24 protein-coding genes are annotated in these 22,360 nt (G+C 35.3%); 14 read left to right on the forward strand and 10 right to left on the reverse strand.

The genetic code is table 11. The features are described from left to right. Positions 1-173: 173 nt before the first annotated feature. Positions 174-890, reverse strand: coding sequence for a pirin family protein (locus BZG02_RS04400; RefSeq protein WP_101260183.1), 717 nt, complete (start codon positions 888-890; stop codon positions 174-176). 294 nt (positions 891-1,184) lie between these two features. On the opposite strand from BZG02_RS04400, the gene BZG02_RS04405 reads away from it, so the two are divergent. Both BZG02_RS04405 and BZG02_RS04410 read left to right on the forward strand, forming a co-directional pair. Further along, positions 1,185-1,889, forward strand: a complete 705-nt coding sequence (locus BZG02_RS04405) for an XRE family transcriptional regulator (RefSeq protein ID WP_180335632.1) — start codon at positions 1,185-1,187, stop codon at positions 1,887-1,889. Between the two features lie 132 nt (positions 1,890-2,021). Continuing rightward, positions 2,022-2,963 (forward strand): DMT family transporter, encoded by a 942-nt coding sequence (locus BZG02_RS04410; RefSeq protein ID WP_101260185.1) that lies wholly within the window; start codon positions 2,022-2,024, stop codon positions 2,961-2,963. Between the two features lie 57 nt (positions 2,964-3,020). Here BZG02_RS04410 and BZG02_RS04415 read toward each other — a convergent pair whose 3' ends face one another. The 4 genes from BZG02_RS04415 to dinB all read right to left on the reverse strand — a co-directional run bounded on the left by BZG02_RS04415 (position 3,021) and on the right by dinB (position 6,934). Beyond that, positions 3,021-3,902: a cation diffusion facilitator family transporter gene (locus tag BZG02_RS04415; RefSeq protein ID WP_101260300.1), complete on the reverse strand. Its 882-nt coding sequence runs from the start codon at positions 3,900-3,902 to the stop codon at positions 3,021-3,023. 58 nt (positions 3,903-3,960) lie between these two features. Continuing rightward, the gene (locus BZG02_RS04420) at positions 3,961-4,893 is read right to left on the reverse strand and encodes a bifunctional metallophosphatase/5'-nucleotidase (protein ID WP_101260301.1); all 933 of its coding nucleotides are present in this window, start codon (positions 4,891-4,893) and stop codon (positions 3,961-3,963) included. Beyond that, positions 4,883-5,665 carry a 5'-nucleotidase C-terminal domain-containing protein gene (locus BZG02_RS04425; protein ID WP_101260186.1) on the reverse strand — a complete coding sequence of 261 codons (783 nt, stop codon included), beginning with the start codon at positions 5,663-5,665 and terminating at the stop codon, positions 4,883-4,885. The genes BZG02_RS04420 and BZG02_RS04425 overlap by 11 nt, the downstream gene beginning before the upstream one ends. 201 nt (positions 5,666-5,866) lie before the next feature. Further along, positions 5,867-6,934, reverse strand: a complete 1,068-nt coding sequence (gene dinB, locus BZG02_RS04430) for a DNA polymerase IV (protein WP_101260187.1) — start codon at positions 6,932-6,934, stop codon at positions 5,867-5,869. A gap of 165 nt (positions 6,935-7,099) precedes the next feature. On the opposite strand from dinB, the gene BZG02_RS04435 reads away from it, so the two are divergent. The 6 genes from BZG02_RS04435 (at position 7,100) to BZG02_RS04460 (ending at position 11,957) form a co-directional block, all read left to right on the forward strand. Continuing rightward, complete coding sequence (locus BZG02_RS04435; protein WP_101260188.1) at positions 7,100-8,617, forward strand: MATE family efflux transporter; 1,518 nt, start codon at positions 7,100-7,102, stop codon at positions 8,615-8,617. Next, positions 8,592-9,278 carry a tRNA (5-methylaminomethyl-2-thiouridine)(34)-methyltransferase MnmC2 gene (gene mnmC2, locus BZG02_RS04440; protein ID WP_101260189.1) on the forward strand — a complete coding sequence of 229 codons (687 nt, stop codon included), beginning with the start codon at positions 8,592-8,594 and terminating at the stop codon, positions 9,276-9,278. The genes BZG02_RS04435 and mnmC2 overlap by 26 nt, the downstream gene beginning before the upstream one ends. 160 nt (positions 9,279-9,438) lie before the next feature. Continuing rightward, entirely contained in the window at positions 9,439-10,041 is a 603-nt protein-coding gene (gene bamJ, locus BZG02_RS04445) for a BamJ family beta-barrel-assembly machinery protein (RefSeq protein ID WP_101260190.1), read from the forward strand. A gap of 29 nt (positions 10,042-10,070) precedes the next feature. Continuing rightward, the gene (gene bamJ, locus BZG02_RS04450) at positions 10,071-10,775 is read left to right on the forward strand and encodes a BamJ family beta-barrel-assembly machinery protein (protein ID WP_101260191.1); all 705 of its coding nucleotides are present in this window, start codon (positions 10,071-10,073) and stop codon (positions 10,773-10,775) included. A gap of 349 nt (positions 10,776-11,124) precedes the next feature. Then, positions 11,125-11,562: a peptidylprolyl isomerase gene (locus tag BZG02_RS04455; RefSeq protein WP_101260192.1), complete on the forward strand. Its 438-nt coding sequence runs from the start codon at positions 11,125-11,127 to the stop codon at positions 11,560-11,562. A 20-nt stretch (positions 11,563-11,582) separates the two neighbouring features. Beyond that, positions 11,583-11,957, forward strand: coding sequence for a DUF3127 domain-containing protein (locus BZG02_RS04460; protein ID WP_101260193.1), 375 nt, complete (start codon positions 11,583-11,585; stop codon positions 11,955-11,957). A gap of 226 nt (positions 11,958-12,183) precedes the next feature. Here the strand turns inward: BZG02_RS04460 and BZG02_RS04465 are convergent, their stop codons facing one another. Then, on the reverse strand, positions 12,184-12,612 hold the full coding sequence (locus tag BZG02_RS04465) for a hypothetical protein (protein WP_101260194.1): 429 nt from the start codon (positions 12,610-12,612) through the stop codon (positions 12,184-12,186). Positions 12,613-12,636: 24 nt separating this feature from the next. Then, positions 12,637-13,212, reverse strand: coding sequence for an RNA polymerase sigma factor (locus BZG02_RS04470; protein ID WP_101260195.1), 576 nt, complete (start codon positions 13,210-13,212; stop codon positions 12,637-12,639). Positions 13,213-13,575: 363 nt separating this feature from the next. Here BZG02_RS04470 and BZG02_RS04475 point away from each other — a divergent pair, with 363 nt between their 5' ends. Next, positions 13,576-13,911, forward strand: a complete 336-nt coding sequence (locus tag BZG02_RS04475; protein ID WP_101260196.1) for a DUF6249 domain-containing protein — start codon at positions 13,576-13,578, stop codon at positions 13,909-13,911. Positions 13,912-13,988: 77 nt separating this feature from the next. Here BZG02_RS04475 and BZG02_RS04480 read toward each other — a convergent pair whose 3' ends face one another. Beyond that, entirely contained in the window at positions 13,989-15,272 is a 1,284-nt protein-coding gene (locus tag BZG02_RS04480; protein WP_218972138.1) for a M64 family metallopeptidase, read from the reverse strand. 115 nt (positions 15,273-15,387) lie between these two features. Between BZG02_RS04480 and BZG02_RS04485 the strand changes: the two genes are divergently transcribed. From BZG02_RS04485 to BZG02_RS04505, 5 genes are all read left to right on the forward strand, one after another. Continuing rightward, entirely contained in the window at positions 15,388-16,626 is a 1,239-nt protein-coding gene (locus tag BZG02_RS04485; RefSeq protein ID WP_101260197.1) for a mechanosensitive ion channel family protein, read from the forward strand. A 2-nt stretch (positions 16,627-16,628) separates the two neighbouring features. Continuing rightward, positions 16,629-16,922 carry a PQ-loop repeat-containing protein gene (locus tag BZG02_RS04490; protein WP_101260198.1) on the forward strand — a complete coding sequence of 98 codons (294 nt, stop codon included), beginning with the start codon at positions 16,629-16,631 and terminating at the stop codon, positions 16,920-16,922. Positions 16,923-16,963: 41 nt separating this feature from the next. Next, positions 16,964-17,518, forward strand: coding sequence for a chalcone isomerase family protein (locus BZG02_RS04495; protein WP_101260199.1), 555 nt, complete (start codon positions 16,964-16,966; stop codon positions 17,516-17,518). Positions 17,519-17,791: 273 nt separating this feature from the next. After that, a complete protein-coding gene (locus BZG02_RS04500) occupies positions 17,792-18,877 on the forward strand; it encodes a 3-oxoacyl-ACP synthase III family protein (RefSeq protein ID WP_101260200.1) in 1,086 nt (361 codons plus the stop codon). 320 nt (positions 18,878-19,197) lie between these two features. After that, positions 19,198-20,562: a 4Fe-4S dicluster domain-containing protein gene (locus BZG02_RS04505; RefSeq protein ID WP_101260201.1), complete on the forward strand. Its 1,365-nt coding sequence runs from the start codon at positions 19,198-19,200 to the stop codon at positions 20,560-20,562. Between the two features lie 46 nt (positions 20,563-20,608). On the opposite strand, the gene BZG02_RS04510 is transcribed toward BZG02_RS04505, so the two are convergent. Further along, the gene (locus BZG02_RS04510) at positions 20,609-21,469 is read right to left on the reverse strand and encodes a tetratricopeptide repeat protein (protein ID WP_101260202.1); all 861 of its coding nucleotides are present in this window, start codon (positions 21,467-21,469) and stop codon (positions 20,609-20,611) included. A 140-nt stretch (positions 21,470-21,609) separates the two neighbouring features. Continuing rightward, positions 21,610-22,350 carry a 23S rRNA (guanosine(2251)-2'-O)-methyltransferase RlmB gene (gene rlmB, locus BZG02_RS04515; RefSeq protein WP_101260203.1) on the reverse strand — a complete coding sequence of 247 codons (741 nt, stop codon included), beginning with the start codon at positions 22,348-22,350 and terminating at the stop codon, positions 21,610-21,612. Between the last annotated feature and the right edge of the window lie 10 nt (positions 22,351-22,360).

The raw sequence follows: 22,360 nt of genomic DNA on the forward strand, positions 1-22,360 counted from the left end.
TACATTCGTCTGTCTGAAATTGTAATAAAAATAATGAATTATATCACTTTTCCCGACAACAAACAAAGATAATATAATTTAGACAGGTTCCATCCTGTGAATTATACTTTTTAATTGCGGATTATACCCATTTTTAATATTTTAGGAGCCTTAAAACTAATTTTGCATTTTATTTAACCCATTGGCATTTCAAAAACCAAAAACTCTGCATCTACAATTCCGCTCACAATCACTAGTTCCATCTCACTTAAACCCAATCCATCGCGAGATTTTATTAGCTCTCCATCCACTTTTAATTCTCCATTAAGAACAAAAATATAAACTCCGTTCGAATGCTCATTTAAAACATACTCCAGCGTATTTCCCTGATTTACTTTCGCTCGATACACATAGGCATTCTGATTAATTTTTAAGGTTTCGTGTTGCGATAATTTAGGAGCTACCAGTAGTTGTAATCCTCCAAGCTTGTTTATTTCCGTAAAAGTTCTTTGATGGTAACTGGGCTCCAATCCTTCGGCGTCGGGAATGATCCATATTTGAATAAAATGAACATCTTCTGTTTCGGAAGCATTGTATTCCGAATGCATAATTCCTCTTCCGGCAGTCATCACTTGAACATCGTTTACCTGAATCAGTTCTGAATTTCCGGCACTATCCTTATGTTTTAATGCGCCTTTTAAGGGAATGGAAATAATTTCCATATTTTGATGGCGATGCATTCCAAAACCCGTTCCAGCCTTAACAATATCATCGTTTAGCACTCGCAAAGTTCCAAAATGAATTCGCTCGGGACAGTAATAATTGGCAAAACTAAAACTATGTTTGCTGTTCAACCAATCTAATTGACTGTTTCCTCTTGTTTTTGCTTCGTGAAATACCCTTTTATTCATATATACCTCGTATTATAAACTATTTACAACAAATTTACTACAGAAGTGCTTGATCGTAAATGGACAAAATTGCGTTTGTTTTGGACTATTTATTGAATAGTAAGTTACAATTGATTTGCGTGAAGGATTGAAGTGTTACCCCACAGCGAAGTATGAGCGAGGAGTAGAAACGGAAAGCCTGACCCAAAGGGACACGCCCAAAATATGAAAATTGTTCTGCTCTATTTTCCCGAAAAAAGAGAACAAACATGTACATTTGCAATTCGAAAATTTTTACCTCTACAAAGTCACCTCATGGAAAACTTAAATAAAAACCTAAAACATTTACGCTTACGCAAAAGATTATCGCAAGGCAGATTATCGCACAGAATAGGTATTGGAGCATCATCGATTAGCGCTTACGAGAAAAAAAGAAGCACGCCAAAACTTACTACGCTGATGAAATATTCTAAATTCTTTAAACGGAATTTAGACGAACTGGTGAATGAGGATATTAGTGAACTGGATTTGGAAAAAATGCAGGATACTAAAGGCGATAAACTACGAGTTTTGCCCATTTTAGTGGATGCTCAAAATGAGGAAATGATTAGCCTGGTTCCTGTTAAGGCTGCTGCCGGATACTTAAATGGATATTCGGATGCTGAATTTATAAGCGAATTACCCAACTTCAGGATGCCTTTTACCGAACTATCGGAAAACAAAACCTACCGCGCTTTTCAGGTGGAAGGTGACAGTATGTTGCCAATTCCGTCGGGTGCTTATATTATTTGCGAGTATGTGCAAGATTGGGAGCTGGTAAAAGATTACACTTGTTGCATTGTTATTACTTCGGACGATGGTATTGTGTACAAGCGAGTAATTAAGGATTTTGAACACAATCAATTACGACTTCATTCAGACAATCCTGAATATTTAGCTTATGAAGTTGGTTTAAACCAAGTGTTAGAAGTGTGGAAATCGTTAGGATTTGTAAGTTTTAAACTACCCGAAGTGCCGTAAACGGAATCACAAAAAAACAGGTTAAAATAACATCAAATTTTGTTACCGAAAGGGAGCTACTACTTTCAATTTTTCCTATTTTTGACTCCGTAAAATCATTCTAAATAAATTACATACAACACCAACTAAATAATGATCCTAAACGGTATTTCGAACAATTACAAAGGGGTTTTATACGCCATGATAACTGCCCTTTTATGGGGATTTCTACCAATATTCCTAAAGGTATCGTTAAAAGATCTGGATTCCATTTCGGTGGTATGGTTTCGTTTTACTTTTGCTTTTTCGATTCTGTTTATTTACTATGCCTTAAGCGATAAAAAGCAACTGAAAATTATTAAAAAACCTCCTCTTATTTTGGTGATTGCCGCGCTTGCATTGGGCGTAAACTACTTGGGATTTATGCAGGGAATTAACTATACCAGCCCAAGTAATGCCCAAATTACGATGCAAACGGCTCCTATTTTATTAGCCCTAGTTGGTATTTTCTTTTTTAAAGAAAAAGTAAACGGTAAACAATTGCTTGGATTTGGCATTGCAGGATTGGGCTTATTTCTCTTCTACAGAAATCAGTTACAAGCCTTTATAGAAGATGCCGATGCTTTTAACACTGGATTTTTCTGGATTGAATTAGGAGCAATAATGTGGGTTTTGTATGCCTCCTTACAAAAGCAGTTGGTGCAAAAGCACCCAGCACAGCTACTAAATATGGTACTTTACGGAATACCTGCTATTCTTTATACTCCTTTTGTTGATTTTTCGGCCTTTGCAGGTCTTGATTTTTCCTCGTGGATGATTGTGATTTTTTTGGGCCTAAATACACTAATTGCCTACGGATGTTTAGCCTTAGCTTTTAAATACACCGAAGCCTATAAAGTGAGTTTAATAGTAACTGTGAATCCTATTATTACGCTGATAACGATGGCTATACTTGCCAGTATGAATGTACAATGGATTAAAACAGATAGTTTAAGTATTTACTCAATGCTTGGTGCTGCACTTGTAATTGGTGGTGCTATTACTGCAGTTTACTTTTCTAGAAAAAATAAAAAAACGCCTGCTGAAAATACCTGATCTACAATTAAATAACCACATAGTAATAGTAGACAAAACAAACGGATTTCCTTTATATTAGTTCAAATGCGGTTCGACATGAATAGTAGACATGTAGCCAAATTTTTCTTGAATTGCTACTTCTAAAACAGTAGCAATATCGTGAGCATTTTTTAAGGGCATATCTGGCGGCAGCATAATATGAAAAGTTAATTCGGTATGATCGCCATAAACATGAAGATGAAAATGGTGAGGTTTCAAATTATTAGGATTTACCTCCTCAATAGTCTGCTTCAGTTCTTTAATAACCGTATCGGAAGGGCTCTCGCCCAAAAGCGAATGAATAGAATCGCTAACAATTTCGTAGGCCGCATAACCAATCATGATTGCCACAATCATTCCTAAAGCTCCATCAATCCACCAAAAATACGGACCCAAAAATATTCCCGCCAAAATAACTAAAGAAGATATCGCATCGCTTCGGTGGTGCCAAGCATCTGCCTTTAGCACTTTCGAATTCGTTTTTTTCGCTCCGTAATAAGCAAATTGAGCTAACAATTCCTTTAACACCACAGAAACAATCATTACAATTACTGCAATACTTCCAAATTGTGATGATTCCTGATTTTTTAGCGTTTGATAGGATTCAATTATAAAATCGAAGGCAACAAAAAGCAATAGAATACCAATAATAAAAGCACTAATTAAATCGGCGCGCCCATGTCCAAAAGGATGATCATCGTCGGCAGGTTTTTTCGATATTTTAGCTCCAACAATTACAATTACCGAACTTAAACTATCCGACAAGGTATGCCATGCGTCGGCAATAATTGCAATAGAACCGGTAGCTATACCTGCCCAATATTTCAATCCAAAAAGCAATATGTTGCCTATTATAGAAAGCCAGCCTTCTACCGAGGCCCAGTTCGATTTATCTAATTTAAATTTGGAATTTTTCAATGCAAACAAATTTTAACAGCAACCAATAAACCTTAAGTTGCCTTTATTATTGTATTAATTACGCTAAATTTTCCGCTACCTGAATCAATTTTGAGGCTGCTAATTTCGTATTATTCTTTTTATCGATGTAAAAATCTATTCGTCCCAAAGCAATACCAGCCCAGCCCACCTGATTGATCAAAACCTCATCCCCATCTAAATTTAAAACCCGTTCCGGAGTTTCCATTAAAGTGTGGGTATGTCCGCCAATAATTAAATCGATTCCTCTGGTTTGCTTTGCCAAATCAAGATCACCATCTCCATCGGTAAAACTTTTCAGTCCCATATGCGACAAGCAAATAACCAGATCGCATGCATTTTCATTTTTTAAGATGTTCACCATTTTTTCCGTAACTATCACCGGATCGATATAGGAAATAGCACCTCTGTTTTTGGGTTCTACGTATCCATCTAAATTTACGCCTAATCCAAAAATACCAATTTTTAAATCCCCTTTATCGAATATTTTATAAGCAGGAATTTGTCCCTCAAGTTCGGTTCCCGTAAAATTATAGTTTGCATTTAGCAATGGAAAATTGAGGTGCTTCATTTGACTGGCAATTCCTTCTACTCCATTATCGAACTCGTGGTTGCCAAGCGTTCCAGCATCGTAACCTATCTTCGACATCAATTTAAATTCTGCTTCTCCTTTAAAGAAATTAAAATAAGGCGTGCCTTGAAACACATCTCCAGCATCAAACAACAAAACCAATTCTTCTTCTTTTCTTATTTTTTGCACCAAAGCATGAATTCTGGCAAAACCGCCCAAACCCGAGTAGTTCGGATCCTCTTTGGGAAAAGGTTCAATGCGACTATGCAAGTCGTTGGTATGAAGAATCGTAATTTTCTGTAATTCTTTCTTAGCAGCAGTAGCACTTTTAGGTAAAACACCTGTTCCCAAAAATAAACCTGCAAGTCCAATATTTTTCAAAAAATCTCTTCTATTCCACATGATAAATCCTCCCATCTAATTTTGCAGCAATATTTATTCCCTTCCTATAATTACTGCTAATGTATTTAATTATCTCCGATCGTAGTTTTAAATGCATATGTCTGAATGTCTCTCTTGTTTCGAAAGCAGTTACGCCACCGCCGCCATTCACCAAATAATCAACCGATAAAATATGGTATATTTTTTCCGGATCAATGGCATTTCCACCTACCAAAATAGCAATTGCTTTATTCTCTTTAATCCCCATTTGCACCCCACTAATTCCTTCTCCACCAACGGCTGCAATTTGATTTAAAAGAGTAATTACATCCGTTCCTTTCATACCAACAATTACCAATTTGTTTTTAAAAGGCAGCATCTCAAACATTCTTCCATTAGTAATTTCGCCTTTTGGCATGCCTGTGCGAATACCACCAAGGTTCATAATTACAAAATCTACTGAGTGATTCAATTTATTTTCCAAACAATAGTCTTTCCCGATCGCAAGCATGGCATCGGTAATAAAATTAGACAATTTACTCTCTGGTTTTCCAACAACCATTTCTTCATCACTTACAGATATAATTGCATTCATCTCTCCGTCGAGCTGCGATTTATAACTCTCAATTACCTGCGCAAAAGCAGTATCCTTCTGTGCGTCAAAATCAATAAGCGAATCGATACTGTAATTAGACTGATGCCCTGGTTTGTTGGTATTCCTTGTCACCGAACAGGCCAAAACAACTAGTAGTAACAATAACAATCTCAACATTTTATATAATTGAAATTTCATACGTTTCTATTTTAAAAATTTTGTATTATCGTATATCCTCCCTGCTTGGAGGCACTTCTCATATCATTAATCCTCTTTATTTAAAAAGCCTTAACTCGTAAATTATTTTATACTTACGAATTAAATACGTGTTTGTCTTTTTTTAAGGGATTGTAAAATTATAAAAATACCTCGGTTTTAAATTATATAAATCTTACTAATTTAAAAATCTAAGGTTAATTGCTGAGGTTCAGAAAGATTGATTTGGTTGGATACGGTTAATCCTAGTAAGCGAATGCTTTCTTTTAGCTCTACTTGATTTAACAATTCATTTGCCAAACTAAGAATTTGATCCAACTGATTTAATTCAGTCAAAACAGTTTTACTTCTGGTTACCTGCTCAAAATTGCTGTATTTCACTTTTATACTTAGAGTTTTTCCTCGAAAACCACTCTTCTTTAACCTACGCAATAGATCTTCGGCAGTAGCCAGTAGGTCTTTTTTAATCAATTCCCGATCCGACAAATCGGTAAGAAAAGTATGTTCGGTACTTACCGATTTTCGAATTCGGTTTGGATTCACCGGACGATCATCAACTCCTTGAGCAATTTGGAAATAGTAAACTCCCGCCTTACCAAAGGCACGAGTTAATTCTGCAAGACTTCGTTGCTTCAAGTCTTTTCCATGAAAGATGCCCAACCGATGCATTTTATCTGCTGTTACCTTTCCCACCCCAAAAAATTTATCGATGGCTAATTGCTCAATAAATTGCTCCACCTCTTTGGGAGGAATCACAAATAAACCATCTGGTTTTTTATAGTCGGATGCAATCTTAGCTAAAAATTTATTTACTGATATTCCAGCCGAAGCTGTTAAACCGGTTACCTCCTTAATTCTTTCTTTAATTTCTTTGGCAATTAAACTAGCCGAAGGCAGGTTTTTCTTGTTGTGCGTAACATCTAAAAAAGCTTCATCGATAGAAAGAGGCTCTACCAAGTCGGTAAACTCATAAAAGATACGCATAATTTGCTTAGAAACTTCTTTATATCTATCATGTCTACCCTTCACAAAAATTAAATTAGGACACCTTTTTTTTGCAATAGAAGAAGGCATTGCAGAACGCACACCAAACTTTCTTGCTTCATAACTGGCTGCAGCAACAACACCCCTATCGCCCGATCCGCCTACAGCAATTGGTTTGTTTCGTAGTTCAGGATTATCCATCTGTTCTACCGAAGCAAAAAAAGCATCCATATCTACATGAATTATTTTGCGTTTCTCCTCTCCCATTTTCAATTTAAATATCCCTAAAAAATTTAAAAAATAATCGCTTCAATTTTCGTAATTTTACACGCCCAAAAATGGCAAACAATACCTACTCGCTATTTAAGCACTTTGCGAAAATAGGGAATAAATGTAATCAAACCTGTTCTTGCGGGAATCAAATTAAGGAAAGTGAATCAAATTAAAGATCTTACCAGTGGGAATATTTTTCCACAAATTATAAAACTGGCTATTCCCATAATTGCCACCTCGTTTGTGCAAATGGCGTACAACATGACAGATATGGCATGGCTAGGACAAGTTGGAAGCGAAACGGTTAGCGCCGTAGGAATGGCTCTGTATTTGGCATGGTTTGGTTCATCGCTTCTATTCATTACCAAAATTGGTGCCGAAGTAGGAATTTCGCAATCCATTGGAAGCAAAAATATGGAGCGGGCCCAATCTTTTGCAAAAAATGCTTTTACATTATCTTTCCTTATTTCCATTACTTTTGCCTTATTGGTTTGGATATTTGCCGATCCTATTATTAGTCTTTTCAATATTAAAAGCGAGTTCGTAAATCAAACCGCTTTAAAATACTTGCGAATAATTGCCATTGGAATGCCATTTACCTACTCCAATATCACCATGGCAGGTATTTACAATGGAGTTGGCAACACAAAAACTTCATTTTGGATCAATGCCTTTGGCTTGATTATTAATATGATACTCGATCCTATTCTTATTTTTGGATGGGGAAGCATTCCAAGCATGGGTGCCGAAGGTGCTGGTATTGCAACCGTAATTTCTCAACTTAGTGTTTTTCTGATATTTATATACTTTCTGTATGTAAAAGAGAATCCCTTACAGGTTAAAAACTATTTAGGGAAGATTCAAAAAGAATTCTTTCTGCCAATTCTTAAAGTAGGTGGTCCGGTTGCTCTTCAATCGGCATGCTTCGCTTTTATTGCCATGATTTTGGCAAGAGTAATAAACGACATTGCCCATGGAAATTCGATTCCTTTTTCGGTTCAATCCATTGGAGCACAAATAGAAGCACTTTCGTGGATGACAGCCTCTGGTTTTTCCACTGCACTTGGCACATTTACTGGTCAAAATTATGGCGCAAACCAATGGGGCCGAATACAAAAAGGCTTTTTTATTACCATAGGAATTGCTGGTTGCATCGGCTTAATAAGTACATTACTTTTTGTATTTGCCGGAGAGCACATTTTTGGATTATTTATTAATAATAGTGAAAATGACGTTGCAAAAATGGGTATTGTTTACCTAATGATTCTTGGCTTTTCGCAGATTTTTATGAGTATCGAAATTACTGCAACCGGTGCATTTAACGGAATAGGACGAGCAGTTCCCCCTGCAGTAGTAGGGATAGCAGGAAACCTTCTACGTATTCCTGTTGCCTATTTTTTAAGCTATACTTTAGTCGGTTACCTACCTGAATTTAGAAATTGGATCAGTCCGGAATCTGTTTCGGCAACAGGGGTTTGGTGGGGATTAACAATCACCAGCGTATTAAAAGGAAGTATTTTATTTTTATGGTTCCTACTTTTACTAAATAAACAACCCGAAAACCTATCTCCTATTCCATTAAAGCGCTTGCTGATACGAATCATCCCAAGCAGAATCCGTCAATCTTCAACCATCATTAATCCACTCGAGAATGAAGAATTTAAAAAGAGAGCTTAAAATTACTGAAGATGGTTCTCATACCTTATTTGTTCCTGAATTAAATGAACATTACCATTCCACACATGGCGCTATTCAAGAGGCAATGCATGTGTATTTAAATGCTGGCTTTAATTATTGTGATCAAAATCCAATTCATATTCTGGAAGTTGGGTTTGGAACTGGTTTAAACTGTTTCCTGACTCTTATGGAAGCACAAAAACAAAAAAGACAGGTGGTTTACCATTCTATTGAGTTGTATCCTATACAGGAAGAACACATTCAAAGTTTAAATTACACCGATCAAATAGAGAGAGCCGACAAAGCTGTTTTTTTCAAATTGCATCAGGCAATATGGAATCAAGAGGTTAAAATAACCGAAGACTTCACCCTTGAAAAACTGCAGGGCGATCTGCGAAGTTTTCAATTCCCTGCAAGTTATGATCTCATTTATTTTGATGCCTTTGCTCCCGATATTCAACCCGAATTATGGACACAGGATATATTCGAAAAATTGCACCATCACCTAAAAGAAGAAGCAATTTTAACCACCTACTCTACAAAAGGAATCATAAAACAAGCCTTAAGAGCAGCTGGATTTGAAGTAAAACGCTTGCCCGGGCCTCCTGGAAAAAGACAAATGCTACGAGCAAAGAAAAGCAACATACACATCAATATATAAGCTTGAATTAATATCTTTGCATCCTTAAAAAGTGCAAAAAAAGGTTAATTACAGACTGATTATCGATATTCTGAGAGAAAAGTTTTACCTTAGACGATTCTTATGACTTTACTGATCATAAACGACTTTGAATTATTATCATTAAATATACAATACCCGAATGAAGTACACAGAAGAACAAGATAAGGTAAGCTATTGCCTTGGATTAAGCATCGCAAGTAATTTATTAACATCAGGAGTTAAAACAATAAGTGTTGAACCATTTATGGAAGCTTTAGATGCTGCTTTTAATGGAAAAATGCCAGAATTATCTCCAGAAGAGGCCAATGCTATTCTTCAGGAATTTTTTGGAAAACTACAAGAAGAGCAAGCTGGAAAAGCGGTGGAAGCCGGTTCTAAATTTTTAGAAGAAAACTCTAAAAAAGAAGGCGTTGTAAGTCTTGAAAGTGGATTGCAATACGAAATTATTACCGAAGGAAATGGCAACACTCCAAAAGGAACCGATAGTGTTAAATGTCATTACCACGGAACTTTAATCGACGGAACTGTTTTCGATAGTTCGGTAAGAAGAGGTGAACCAGCTGTATTTCCTGTAAACGGAGTAATAAAAGGTTGGATTGAAGCTCTTCAATTAATGCCTTTAGGTTCAAAATGGAAATTATATGTTCCTTCGGACCTAGCTTATGGTGCACAAGGTGCTGGAAACTTAATTGGCCCGCACACCACTTTAATTTTTGAAGTTGAATTACTTGAAATCGTATAATTATATTAATAACTGTAATAAACCAAAAAATGAAATTAAAAGTATTATCGCTTGCATTTGGTCTTGGACTAATAACCTTTGCTTCTTGTACTCAAGAAAGAAATAAAAATGTAGCACTTAACAACGAACTTGACTCAGTTAGTTATAGTTTAGGAGCTAGTTTTGGTACTAACCTGGAACGTAACGGACTTACTGATCTTAACGAAGAAGTTCTTTTAGCAGCTTTGTATGCTTCTCTTGACAAAGATTCATTAGTGATTGATCCTCAACAAGGAAATGGAATCATTAACAATTACATTAAAGGTCTTCAGGAAAAAATTGGTGCTGAAAATCTTGCTAAAGGTGAAAAATTCTTAGAAGAAAATAAATCAAAAGAAGGTATCGTTGTAACTGAAAGCGGTTTACAGTACCGTATTATCAACGAAGGAACTGGTGAAAAACCACTTGCTACTGATAAAGTTTCAGTACACTATAAAGGAACAACTATTGATGGAACTGAATTTGATTCTTCTTACAAAAGAAACGAACCAGCTACTTTTGCAGCTAATCGTGTAATTAAAGGATGGACTGAAGCATTACAACTAATGCCTGTAGGTTCTAAATGGGAATTATTTATTCCTTCAAACCTTGCTTACGGTCCACGTGCAATGGGTGCTGATATTAAAGCAAACGAAACTCTAATTTTCGAAGTTGAACTATTGGAAATCGTAAAAGAAGAAGAACAAGCTAACTAATTAAAAATTATTTTTAATTAGCACAACTTATTAAAAACACCAGCCCCTTCCGGATTTTTTCGGAAGGGGTTCTTTTTTCTTTTTTGACAAAGAATCTTTTTTTAGATTTGCATTCTTTTGCAACTGCAATTGCATTGTTGTAAATTTAAAATCTTGATTTTATAAGAATAGAGGAATATCCGTATAAAACTCTAATAACGAGCCAATTAATAAAGATGAGCCTTCTATCTTAGGAAAAAAACTTTTAGAAAAGAAATACGAAGTGTACTCGAAATGCTCAAAAATAAGCAGTAAAGAGTTGAAACTTCCGTTTTACTATTAAAATTGAAATAATTAAAAACAAATAAAAATGATGCACGCAGAAATTCATACCGAAAAAGGAGTTATGAAAGTGGAATTCTTTGAGAATGATGCTCCAAAAACTGTTGAGAATTTTGTTAACCTGTCAGAATCCGGATTTTACGATGGGCTTACTTTTCACAGAGTTATTCCAAATTTTGTTATTCAAGGCGGTTGCCCGGATGGAACTGGTGCTGGCGGACCAGGTTACAAAATCGATTGTGAATTGAATGGAGAAAATCAATTTCACGACAGAGGAGTATTATCGATGGCTCATGCCGGAAGAAACACTGGTGGATCGCAGTTTTTCATTTGCCACGGTCGCGAAAACACTTCCCACTTAGATCGCCAACATACTTGTTTTGGAAAAGTGGTGGAAGGACTAGAAGTTATTGATGCAATTCGCGCAGGCGATAGTATTGATAAAATTGTGATCGTTAAAGAATAATACAAAATATACAGAACATTATGAATTTTGAAATTAATGGTAAAATGATCGTGAAAGAGGACACTCAATCAATAAGCGATCGTTTCAAAAAAAGAGAATTTGTTATTGAAGTTGAAAATGAAAGAAATTCTGAATGGAATGATTTTATAAAATTTCAGCTAACACAAGATCGTTGTGACTTATTAGAAACAGTTTCTTTGTACGAGGAAATTAAAGTTTCTTTCAACGTTCGCGGTCGTAAGTGGGAAAAAGATGGAAAAGTAAACTATTTCTCGAACCTTGAAGCTTGGAGAATTGAGAAAGTTCAAGCTGCAGGTTCTCCAGTTCCTGAAATGCCTGAATTTAGAGCAGAGGATGTTCCTCCAGCTCCAGAAGAAGATGATCTTCCATTTTAGAAGATACAAAACCGCACTTTTAGTGCGGTTTTTTTTGTCAAAATTTTAAATGACACTTCCCTATCAATGCTATATTAATACCAATTTAATTTCAAAGTTGACTTTCATTAAAATGAATTAATTTTTAGCTGTATGGAAACAAAAAAGTAAAGCTTTGCCAAGTTAGGGTGCATCTTTTTTAACGAGGATATAGCTGAAAAGAAACACTTTAGAATACTTATTTTGATTAATGCTGCAATAATTTGTGAGCAATTCGATCGAAAGCCGCCAATCCTGCAAAAGCAATAGCAATAATATAAACCATAGCAGGAAGTTGAATTAAACTCTCGAATACTTTGCTTAAAATATGATGAATGGGTTGCAGGAATGTATTATCAAGCTGATTTAAAAAGACATTATCCGTTGCGTTTACTAAAGTTCTTACATCGGTTCCTAATAGAATCAGTACAACCAATAAAATAAGACCACTTATCCAAATCCATTGATTTCTCGAAATAGGTTTCTTCATTTCAATCGGTTTTGCAAGCCAATCCTGCATCACACTATCCATTACTTTATTTGTAAACTGATCCGAAGGCTCCACTAAATCAATATTATTCATCAATTCCTTCACAAAATCATCTTTATAGATATCCTCTTTTTTGCTCATTTCCATCTAATTTACTATTTATTAGAAAATCTATAATATCGTTTTTAATTCGTCATGCAAAGCTAGCTCTAACTGAGCATAAAGTCTTTTTCTTGCACGATGCAATTTCACTTTCACGTTAGAAGCAGTCCATCCAGTAATCGAGCAAAGCTCATCAACCGATTTTTCTTCCAAGTAAAACAGAGTAATAAGAATCCTTTCGTCAGAAGTTAAGCTTTTTAAGGCTTCACCAAGATACTTTTTCCTTTCCGTATCCCTTAATTCCTGCAAAGTAGACTGTGTTGATTTCACATTAACAGATGTTGTAAAATCATCGTCGATAGAACTAACATCCAACTTTTTTTTTCTTAATCTTGATATTCCCGCATTATAAATAATTCGGTAAATCCAAGTAGAAAATTTCGATTCTCCTTTATAGCTATCCAAAGCCTGATATGCTTTTAGAAAAGCATCCTGAGCAATTTCTTCAGCATCCTCCCGATTGCCCATTAACTGCAACGCGACATTAAATGCCATTTTCTTGTATTTATTTACAAGAAAAGCATAAGCGCCAGGATCACCTTCTCTAATTTTGGCTATATAATAACTATCTTTTTGAAACTTCATATACAGTTTACAATTTCGATTGGAAGAATAAAATCATGCTCTTAAAAGACATCCTTTTGTTTCTTACTGTTGCCTTGATTCTCCTTTTGTTTCATTTTAATTGAATCATCTATAACTTAGACGCCTTACCAACTAAATCGGTTACAGCTTATGCTCTCTTCTCAACATCTTTTTTTTTGAACAGCATTTTATACTGCGTCAACACAACAATATTCATTGATATTATTAGTTGCATAAAAAAAACTAATAATAATTGTAACCTGTTTCAAAAAACCGGCGTCATAAAGTTGAATGCAAAAATCAAGCTTTGGTTCTTGAACCCAATAAAAAAAACAATAATAGTTTCATCTAAAAACTTAAATCATGGATATAACAGGAGTAGTAGCAATCATTTCTGTATTTGGAGTAATTCCTTTGGTAGTATTTTTAGTACACCGACACAGAGAAAGACAAGCATTAATCGAAAAAGGAATGGACATTAGCCTGTTGCAAGGCGAAAAAAAGTGTAGTACGCTTGAAAGTTTAAAATATGGAGTTCTATTAATTGGTTTGGCAATTGGAATTCTCGTCGGAAACATTTTAGATGCTTACACTGGTTTAAATGAAGAGGTTTCCTACTTTTCAATGATTTTTTTATTCGGTGGACTAGCGCTATTAGTATTTTACGGTATTGCTAAAAAGCAAGAAGAACAAAAATAACTCAAACCAAATATTACAAAAAAATGCGCTCCTTTTTGGAAGCGCATTTTCGTTTGCGGTTTACTAAAATTATACCATCACTCTCCAAGGTGATACAAAATTACCTCTTCGACAGCCTTTTCGCACACCGGACAGAAATGTTTCATTTGGTTCGATTTCATTTTACAATCCTGCATGGGCGAATAAATCCCTTTTTCCATGTATCCTCCTCCTTCAAACACGCCTAATTTATCCGCAAAATCTTTAGTTCTGGGAGTAGGTATAGGAATAGAATCATTCAGCATATTTTTCCATTTCTTCTCAAAATTAACAAGCGTAGTAATATTTGGCTCCCAAGGTTCCACCTCCAGGTTATAAAAATCCTCATATGCCACTTCCGAAGAGTAATACTCATCTCCTAAGCCAGCAAATCCATGACCAAATTCATGACTTGACACTTCGTAGGACAATACATGATCAGCCGAACAACTCGAATAATAGTTATAAAAACCACCTCCTCCATATTTATCGGTATTCACCAATACAAATATCTGATCGTAAGGAACATTTGCAGAAATATCATGTAAAGATTTAAGATCAAATGTAGTTAGATAACGATCCACATCAAACGTATAAAAGGTGGAGTTTACAGCTGTATTTTTGTAAACATTTTCTCCTGGAATATCCGTACCCGAATCTTCCGAAACCGACTCCAGTGCATAAATATTAAAACGATCGGCATATTTACTAAATGGCGCAACATCCAACAAATAACCAGCAACACGCTTGGTATCTGCTCTAAACTTATCCATTTCAGCAGCAGTGTATCCTTCTGCAATAAATGCAATATCAACACTTTGTGCTGGATCGCCCGTTCCCATTATTTTCGTAAATCGGATAGGATTCGGTTTTTCCTTACCAATAAAATAATTGCTTGGATCAATTTTATACTCCCATATTTTCTCCATACTTCCATCCCATTTTCTGGATTCAAGAACAAATCGGGCTGTTTTTTTCGGATAAGGCATTACGTTTACCTGATAAAAGGCTCTTTTAACCTCTTTTGCCTCGGCTGTGGATTGCCATTCCTGAAATAAAGAATTAAATCCCTTTGAGTAAAGCAATTCCCCAGACTCCCAATCAAAAAGTTGAAACCGAAAGGAACCGTAACCAAAGCGGTCAATTAAATTAGATTTACTTCCTCCCCACATAGGTTCTTCCTTCAACTCCTTCAGAAAAATTGTTTGAGAATCGGCATCACCACCCATCAAATAATCTATTCGGAGGGTTTTATTTTCAAAATATTTCTCAAAATTACTTTGTCCGTAGCAAACCGAATAGAATCCCATTAAAACAATTACCAGTAAAGATTTTGCACTCATATTAGTTGTTTTTGTATTTAGAGTTTAAATTTACAAATTATTATGAAATACATTTTTCTTTTCCTGAAAGGAATAGATATCTTAGATTTTTAATTTAAAGTAAACTTAGTATCACATGAAAGAACTCTTAGGCGTTCAATTAAAAAATTGGTTGATCAACGAAGGAATTGCCGTTTACTGGGCAATAATATTACAATCACTCATCGCAATTGTTATCGTAGTTTTTATTGCTTTAATATGCGACTTTATAGCAAAAAGAGTGTTAATCTCGATCATTACTAAATTGGTACGAAAAACCAAAACAAGCTGGGACGACATACTCTTGGAACGAAAAGTATTTAATAAAATAGCTCATTTCGCACCAGCAGCAATCATTTATTATAGTGCAGGAATGCTCGACCATCCGGGATTGAGTAATTTTATTCAAAACAGTGCACATGTATATATGGTGGTATTGGCGATCATTCTAATCGACACCTTTTTAAATGCTGGAAATGATATCTACAATACCTTACCTGGAAGCAAAACAAGACCGATTAAAGGCTACCTACAAATTGTAAAGATTTTTTTCTACTCCATGGGGATTATCTCCATAACCGCACTTCTATTTGATCAGAATCCTTTTAATATTGTAGCAGGAATGGGAGCTTTTGCTGCTGTTATCCTGTTAATATTTAAAGATACCATACTCGGCTTTGTAGCCTCTATTCAACTATCAGCCAATAAAATGGTAAATATTGGCGATTGGATTTCGATGCCAGCCAAAGGAGCCGATGGAACTGTAATTGATATCAGTTTAAATACCGTTAAAGTTCAAAACTGGGACAAAACTATTAGCACCATACCAACCTACGCTCTTGTTTCCGAATCGTTCAACAATTGGAAAGGAATGGAGGAATCGGGCGGACGAAGAATAAAACGCCATTTGAATATAGATGTAAAATCTATTCATTTCTTAAATGAGGAAGAAATCGCAAAATTTGAAAAAATTCGCTTGTTAAAGGATTATTTAGTGGAGAAAAAGAATGAGATTCGAGCGAGCCATCCCGAAGGTGAAATCCCAGTAAATCAGCGACGATTAACCAATGTAGGTACCTTCCGAAAATATGTGGAGGCCTATCTTCAGGAACACCCAAAAATTCATAACGAAATGACTTTTCTTGTTCGACAATTACAAGTATCGGAAAAAGGATTGCCTCTTGAAATATATGTATTCTCTAACGATCAGGAATGGGCGAACTATGAAGCCATTCAAGCCGATATTTTCGATCATATTCTAGCCATTGTACCTGAATTCGGCTTACGAGTATTTCAAAACCCTACGGGAGATGATTTTCACAAACTAGTAAATTAAGCATGAAAAAAGCTTTTGCCAAACTAAATTTTTTTGAATCACTAGGTTGGTTTGGAAACATTATTTTAAGCATTGGGGTTATTCCACAAGTGGTGCAAACTTACAAAACGCACGACGTTGCTAGTTTTAACTGGCCATTTTTACTCATGTGGGCTTTTGGTGTGTTCTTTACTTTTATTTATATTGTAAATGGAGATTTAAAATCGAACAAACGACAATACCCACTGTGGCTTAATTATATAGTAAATATATTTGCTACCTTTTACCTATGCTATGCAAAACTAATATTTAGTTAACCACTAAAAGTTAAATCATACATCAACCTAAGCTCATAAAAATGAAAAAAACACTTATTATTTTTCTTTTACTAAGCAGTTTTTACGGATTTTCCCAAACAAGAGTTGGCGGCGTTGAATTTCCTAAGGAGCTGATTATTAAAGATAACCATTTGCAATTAAAAGGAGCAGGCACCCGCGTTAAACTTTGGATGGACATGTACGCAATGGGCTTGTATCTTTCAACGGATAGAAAAGATGCTGACAAAATTATTATTGCTGATGAAAGTATGGGAATCCGCTTAGAGATTATATCTGGATTAATTACCTCTGAAAAAATGGAAAAAGCTACCAGAGAAGGTTTTAAAAATGCAACCAACGGCGAAATGGAAAATATCAAACAAGAAATTGAAGATTTCATTTCTATTTTTATGGGCGATATCGAGAAAAAAGATGTATTTGAATTTATCTACTCGCCAACTATTGGCACAATGGTATATAAAAATGGAGAATTGAAACAAGCCATTCGCGGATTATCGTTTAAACAAGCCTTATTTGGAATATGGCTTTGTAACAAACCCGCAGACAAAAGTCTAAAAGAAAAATTAGTAAATTGATTCAGCCTGCCAGATAAGTACGCTTAAAGAGTTTGGTTTTGGCTTTTCATGTTTTTTTATGAATTGTAGACCTTAACGACTACGCCTAAATATTGATAAAAAAACACCAATTTTAAAATAAATCTTTACCTTAGCGCCACATACCTAGCAGTAAGTTTAACTTACAACTTATCAATAAACAAAATCTTTCGGACACAAAAAGATAGTCGCTTAAGAAAAATTTGTGCGCCAATAATAAGGGCACATATATTAGTTGAAACAAAAACATTAACAATGAGTACCAAAAGATTTTCGAAAATTGTTGGGTCCGGTAGTTATATCCCAACCGTTCAAGTTAAAAATGAGCATTTTTTGAATCACAGTTTTTTTGATCCAAATGGCCAGAAAATTGAAACACCCAATGCTGAGATCATAGAGAAATTTAAGGACATCACTGGAATAAGTGAACGAAAATATGCTCCTGATGATCAGAGAAACTCTGACCTTGCCTATTTAGCAGCGAAAGATGCCTTAGAATCTTCCAAAATAGATAAAGAAAGCTTAGATTATATCATTGTTGCTCACAACTTTGGTGATGTAAAACCAAACTCTACGCTAACCAACCAATTACCTTGTTTGGCGGCAAAAGTGAAAAATCTGCTTCAAATAAAAAATCCTAAGACAATAGCTTACGATGTTCTTTTCGGCTGTCCGGGTTGGATTCAATGTATGATTCAAGCAAACTATTATATCAAATCGGGCGATGCCCAACGAGTAATGGTTATTGGATCCGAAACTCTATCGAGAGTGTGCGATCCGCACGACAGAGATAGTATGATTTATTCGGATGGTGCAGGAGCAACAATATTGGAAGCTTGCGAAACAGAAGAAGCATCGGGAATATTAGCTCATGCTACACGAACAGATACAATTAATGAAGCCTACTTTTTGCGTGCTGACATTTCGGACAAAGCCGATTTTGAAGGCAATAAAAACAATCTTTTCATTAAAATGCACGGTCGTAAAATTTACGAATATGCCATTTCGTATGTTCCAGGTGTTGTAAAAGAAGCAATTGATAAGGCAGGATTAGATATTAAGGATATCAAAAAAATCCTCATCCATCAAGCAAATGAAAAAATGGATGAAGCCATTGCTAAACGTCTTTACCGTTTGTATCAGGAAAGAAATATTCCTGCGAAAATCATGCCTATGATTATTCAGGAAATGGGAAATAACTCTGTTGCTACTGTACCTATTCTTTACGATCAAATTGCTAAAGACAAATTAGAAGATCATAAACTAAAAAAAGGAGATTACATTGTTTTTGCTTCGGTTGGTGCCGGAATGAACATTAATTCTTTCGTTTATAAAGTTTAATTAGGCTTTTTTCGATCCAATTCGAAAGATTTTAAAGAAAGACTTGTATTCAAGAATTAATTTTAGCAAATTAGCAGGGCTGAATCTGAAACAGACAAGGGAATTAGGAGATTGAGGAGATAGACAACATTCAGAAGTCAGAATCAAATTGCATTCTAACCCTAAGATTACTATAGATAATTACCCGATCAAATTCGTTTGATTCGGGTAATTCTTTTTTAAGACAAACTCCTTTTTCGAAGAAAGAATCCAAATTAGAGATAAAAAAAACAAGCTGGAAAAATACCTTTATCTTGCAGTTAATAAAAACGATAAACCGGATGGATTCACTATATACTTTCGCTATTCTTATTTGTTTAGCAGCAGCCATTTTGTTCTTTATTACTCTACTTTATACCAGCATCATTTTTTGGAAAGAGAAGGAAAAAAGAGCCACTTTTCGGGCGGTTACATTCCTGTTCGTACTACCTGTTCCTTATCTGCTTTCTTGGTATTATTCGTGGGAAATAGTTGCCTTACTTTTATCCATTGATCTTTTGCTTACCTTTCTTGTTTTTGCAATTCCATTCCCAAGGCCTAAAAATATTTGCGACGATTTTCCAGCATCTCAAATTGATGAACGAGATATCATGTTCGCGAGAAACGAGTTAAAAGTTGGTTCGAATCGATACGATGAGTATTATCAGAATAATCCTGACAAAGAGATTCTGGATAATAAGTTTAGAAAAGAACCCGGTTTACTAACTAAAAAGTCCGTTTTTTACAACCGAATGGCTTATGCCGCATCCAATGCCAGTTTTTTTGCTGTAGACCATTTTAAAACGGCTATCGATGGAGAGGTGAATCCTATTCAGGAAGCTATTTCGCAGGAAAAAATGATTGTATTCCTAAAATCCTGGACCAAAAAATTAGGCGCTCTTCAGGTTGGCTTCACAAAATTATCCGATTACCATTACTACTCACATAAAGGCAGAGGTGATCAATATGGAGAGCAAATAAAAAATCATCATTCCTACGCAATTGCCTTTACGGTTGAAATGAATCAAGAAATGGTAGCCGCAGCACCAAAAGCCTCCATAGTTATGGAATCGGCACAACAATATTTAGAGGCAGGGAGAATTGCGGTACAAATTGGTCAATTCCTTCGAAATTTGGGCTATTCGGCAAAAGCCCATATCGATGGAAATTACGAAGTAATTTGTCCTCTTGTTGCAAGAGATGCTGGTTTGGGAGAAATTGGCCGTATGGGCTTATTAATGACTCCAAAAGAAGGCCCTCGTGTTCGTTTAGGAGTAGTTACCACCGATTTTGTACTGCCATCCAAGCAATGGAAAAAAAACAACAGTTTGCTCGATTTCTGTAATCGATGCAAGAAATGTGCAGCAGTTTGTCCGAGCAAATCGATTTCTTTTGATCCACCCCACAGGATAGATGGAATAAAACGCTGGCAAATAAATTCCGAAAGTTGTTTTACCTATTGGAGCAAAGCAGGAACAGATTGTGGACGTTGCATGGCGAGTTGTCCTTATTCTCATCCAAATAATTTCTTACACAATTCTATTCGCTGGGGAATTCAACACTCTCCTTTATTCCGAAGAATTGCCGTACCATTGGATGATTTCTTTTATGGCAGAAAACCTAAAGCAGCAAAAATGCCAAACTGGATTCCCAATGAGAAATTATAATAAATAAGAAAAATAAGCCACTTGTATTTCGCTTAATTTATTACATCTATTGATAATCCTTAACTTTTTCATGTTCATTACATTTTTTGTAAAGGTTATACAATGCATTCTTTACATTGTTATTTGGTTTTAATTTGTATGCCACTAACAAAAATGGTTCTGCTTTGCGCATATCAGCTCTTGCAACATCTAAATTTTTTATACATTTCTGATAATCGTTATCAGTTGGTTTAACAATAGCTTCATATTTCTCAACTGCGGTATCGTAAGCCCGATTTGCCTCTAAAAACAAAATAACTCCTAAGTTCATATTTGAATTCACATCATCAGACTTACAGTCGATTGCTTTCCGATACTCAAGCACAGCATTTTCAACATCCTCTAATTTCTGATATGCGATTGCCTTAAAATAGTGATATTTATAATTCCCCGAATCCCAAACCAGCAATTCATCACATAGCGGAATTAACTCTTTAAATTTTCCAGTATTTACATATAAATATGCAAGACTCTTAACAGATTCCCTATACTCATGCGGTAAATTCTTACTTTTAGTCAACAATACAAATTCTTGTCCATCAGTATCATTTTCCGATTTATAAATCGCCAATAATTTAGAATAAAAACTTGGCCCTGGAGTTCCCATACCTATTGCAATTCGGTAATTTTTCTTTGCCTCTTCCATCTTACCTCGCTCTTGCTGGCAAACTCCAACATATCCAAAAGCCCACGATCGTTGTATTGTATCACCAATACCAGTTGCTATTAGTTCTTGATAACTTATTAAAGCTTCCGTATAGTTTTCCTCAAAAAATTTACTGTTTGCCTTATTCAACTCACTATCAAAATCTTGTCCGAATCCAAAAAATGACAAGAAAATCAGAAATACAGTTAAAACTACTTTCATAATTCTATTGTTTACGTTTTTAATACACCTACAATATAATAACGTTTAAATAGGAAACTAGGGTGACTGTATTCAATAATATTTCATAAAAAAAACGCAGAAATAAAATTTCTGCGTTCAAATAAATATCTATTATCGGATTATCCTCTTTGTCGAACCGCTTCGTAAACCATTAGAGAAGCTGCAACAGAAACATTTAAAGATTGAATGGCTCCTAAAATAGGAATCTTCACCTGCTCATCCGCCAAACGTAATAAAGCATCTTCAATACCAGTATCTTCCGATCCCATAATAATTGCTGTTGCAAGAGTAAAATCACCTTCGGTATACACTTTATCTGCTTTTTCAGTAGCTGCTACAATTCGAATTCCCTCTTTCTTCAAATTTCGAGTAAGTGTTTTTAAGTTTTGCACTCTACAAACTGGAATATTGTACAACGCTCCTGCAGATGTTTTAATAGAATCGGGAGTAATTTTTGCTGAATTCTTAAATGGAATTACAATTGCATGCACGCCTGCACACTCTGCCGATCGAGCAATAGCACCAAAGTTTCGCACATCAGTTACCTGATCTAAAATCAAAATTAAAGGAGTTTTACCTTGCGTAAGCAATTCCGGAATAACTTCTTCTATTTCTTGATAAGGAATTGGTACAATTAAGGCAATTACTCCTTGATTGTTATGCTGATCCAAAGAATTTAACTTCTCAACAGGAACGAACTGATATTCAACTCCTTTTTCGCGAATTAAATCGAATAACTCTTGAAATAAAGCACCCGATAAACCAGTACGGATTAATACTTTTTCAATTTCCTTTTCACTCTTTATTGCTTCCATTGTTGCTCTAATTCCGAACAACATCTCCTGTTTTTGTTTAGCCATCGATTTATTT

This window comes from Labilibaculum filiforme (assembly GCF_002843315.1).
GTDB classification, from domain to species: Bacteria; Bacteroidota; Bacteroidia; order Bacteroidales; family Marinifilaceae; genus Labilibaculum; species Labilibaculum filiforme.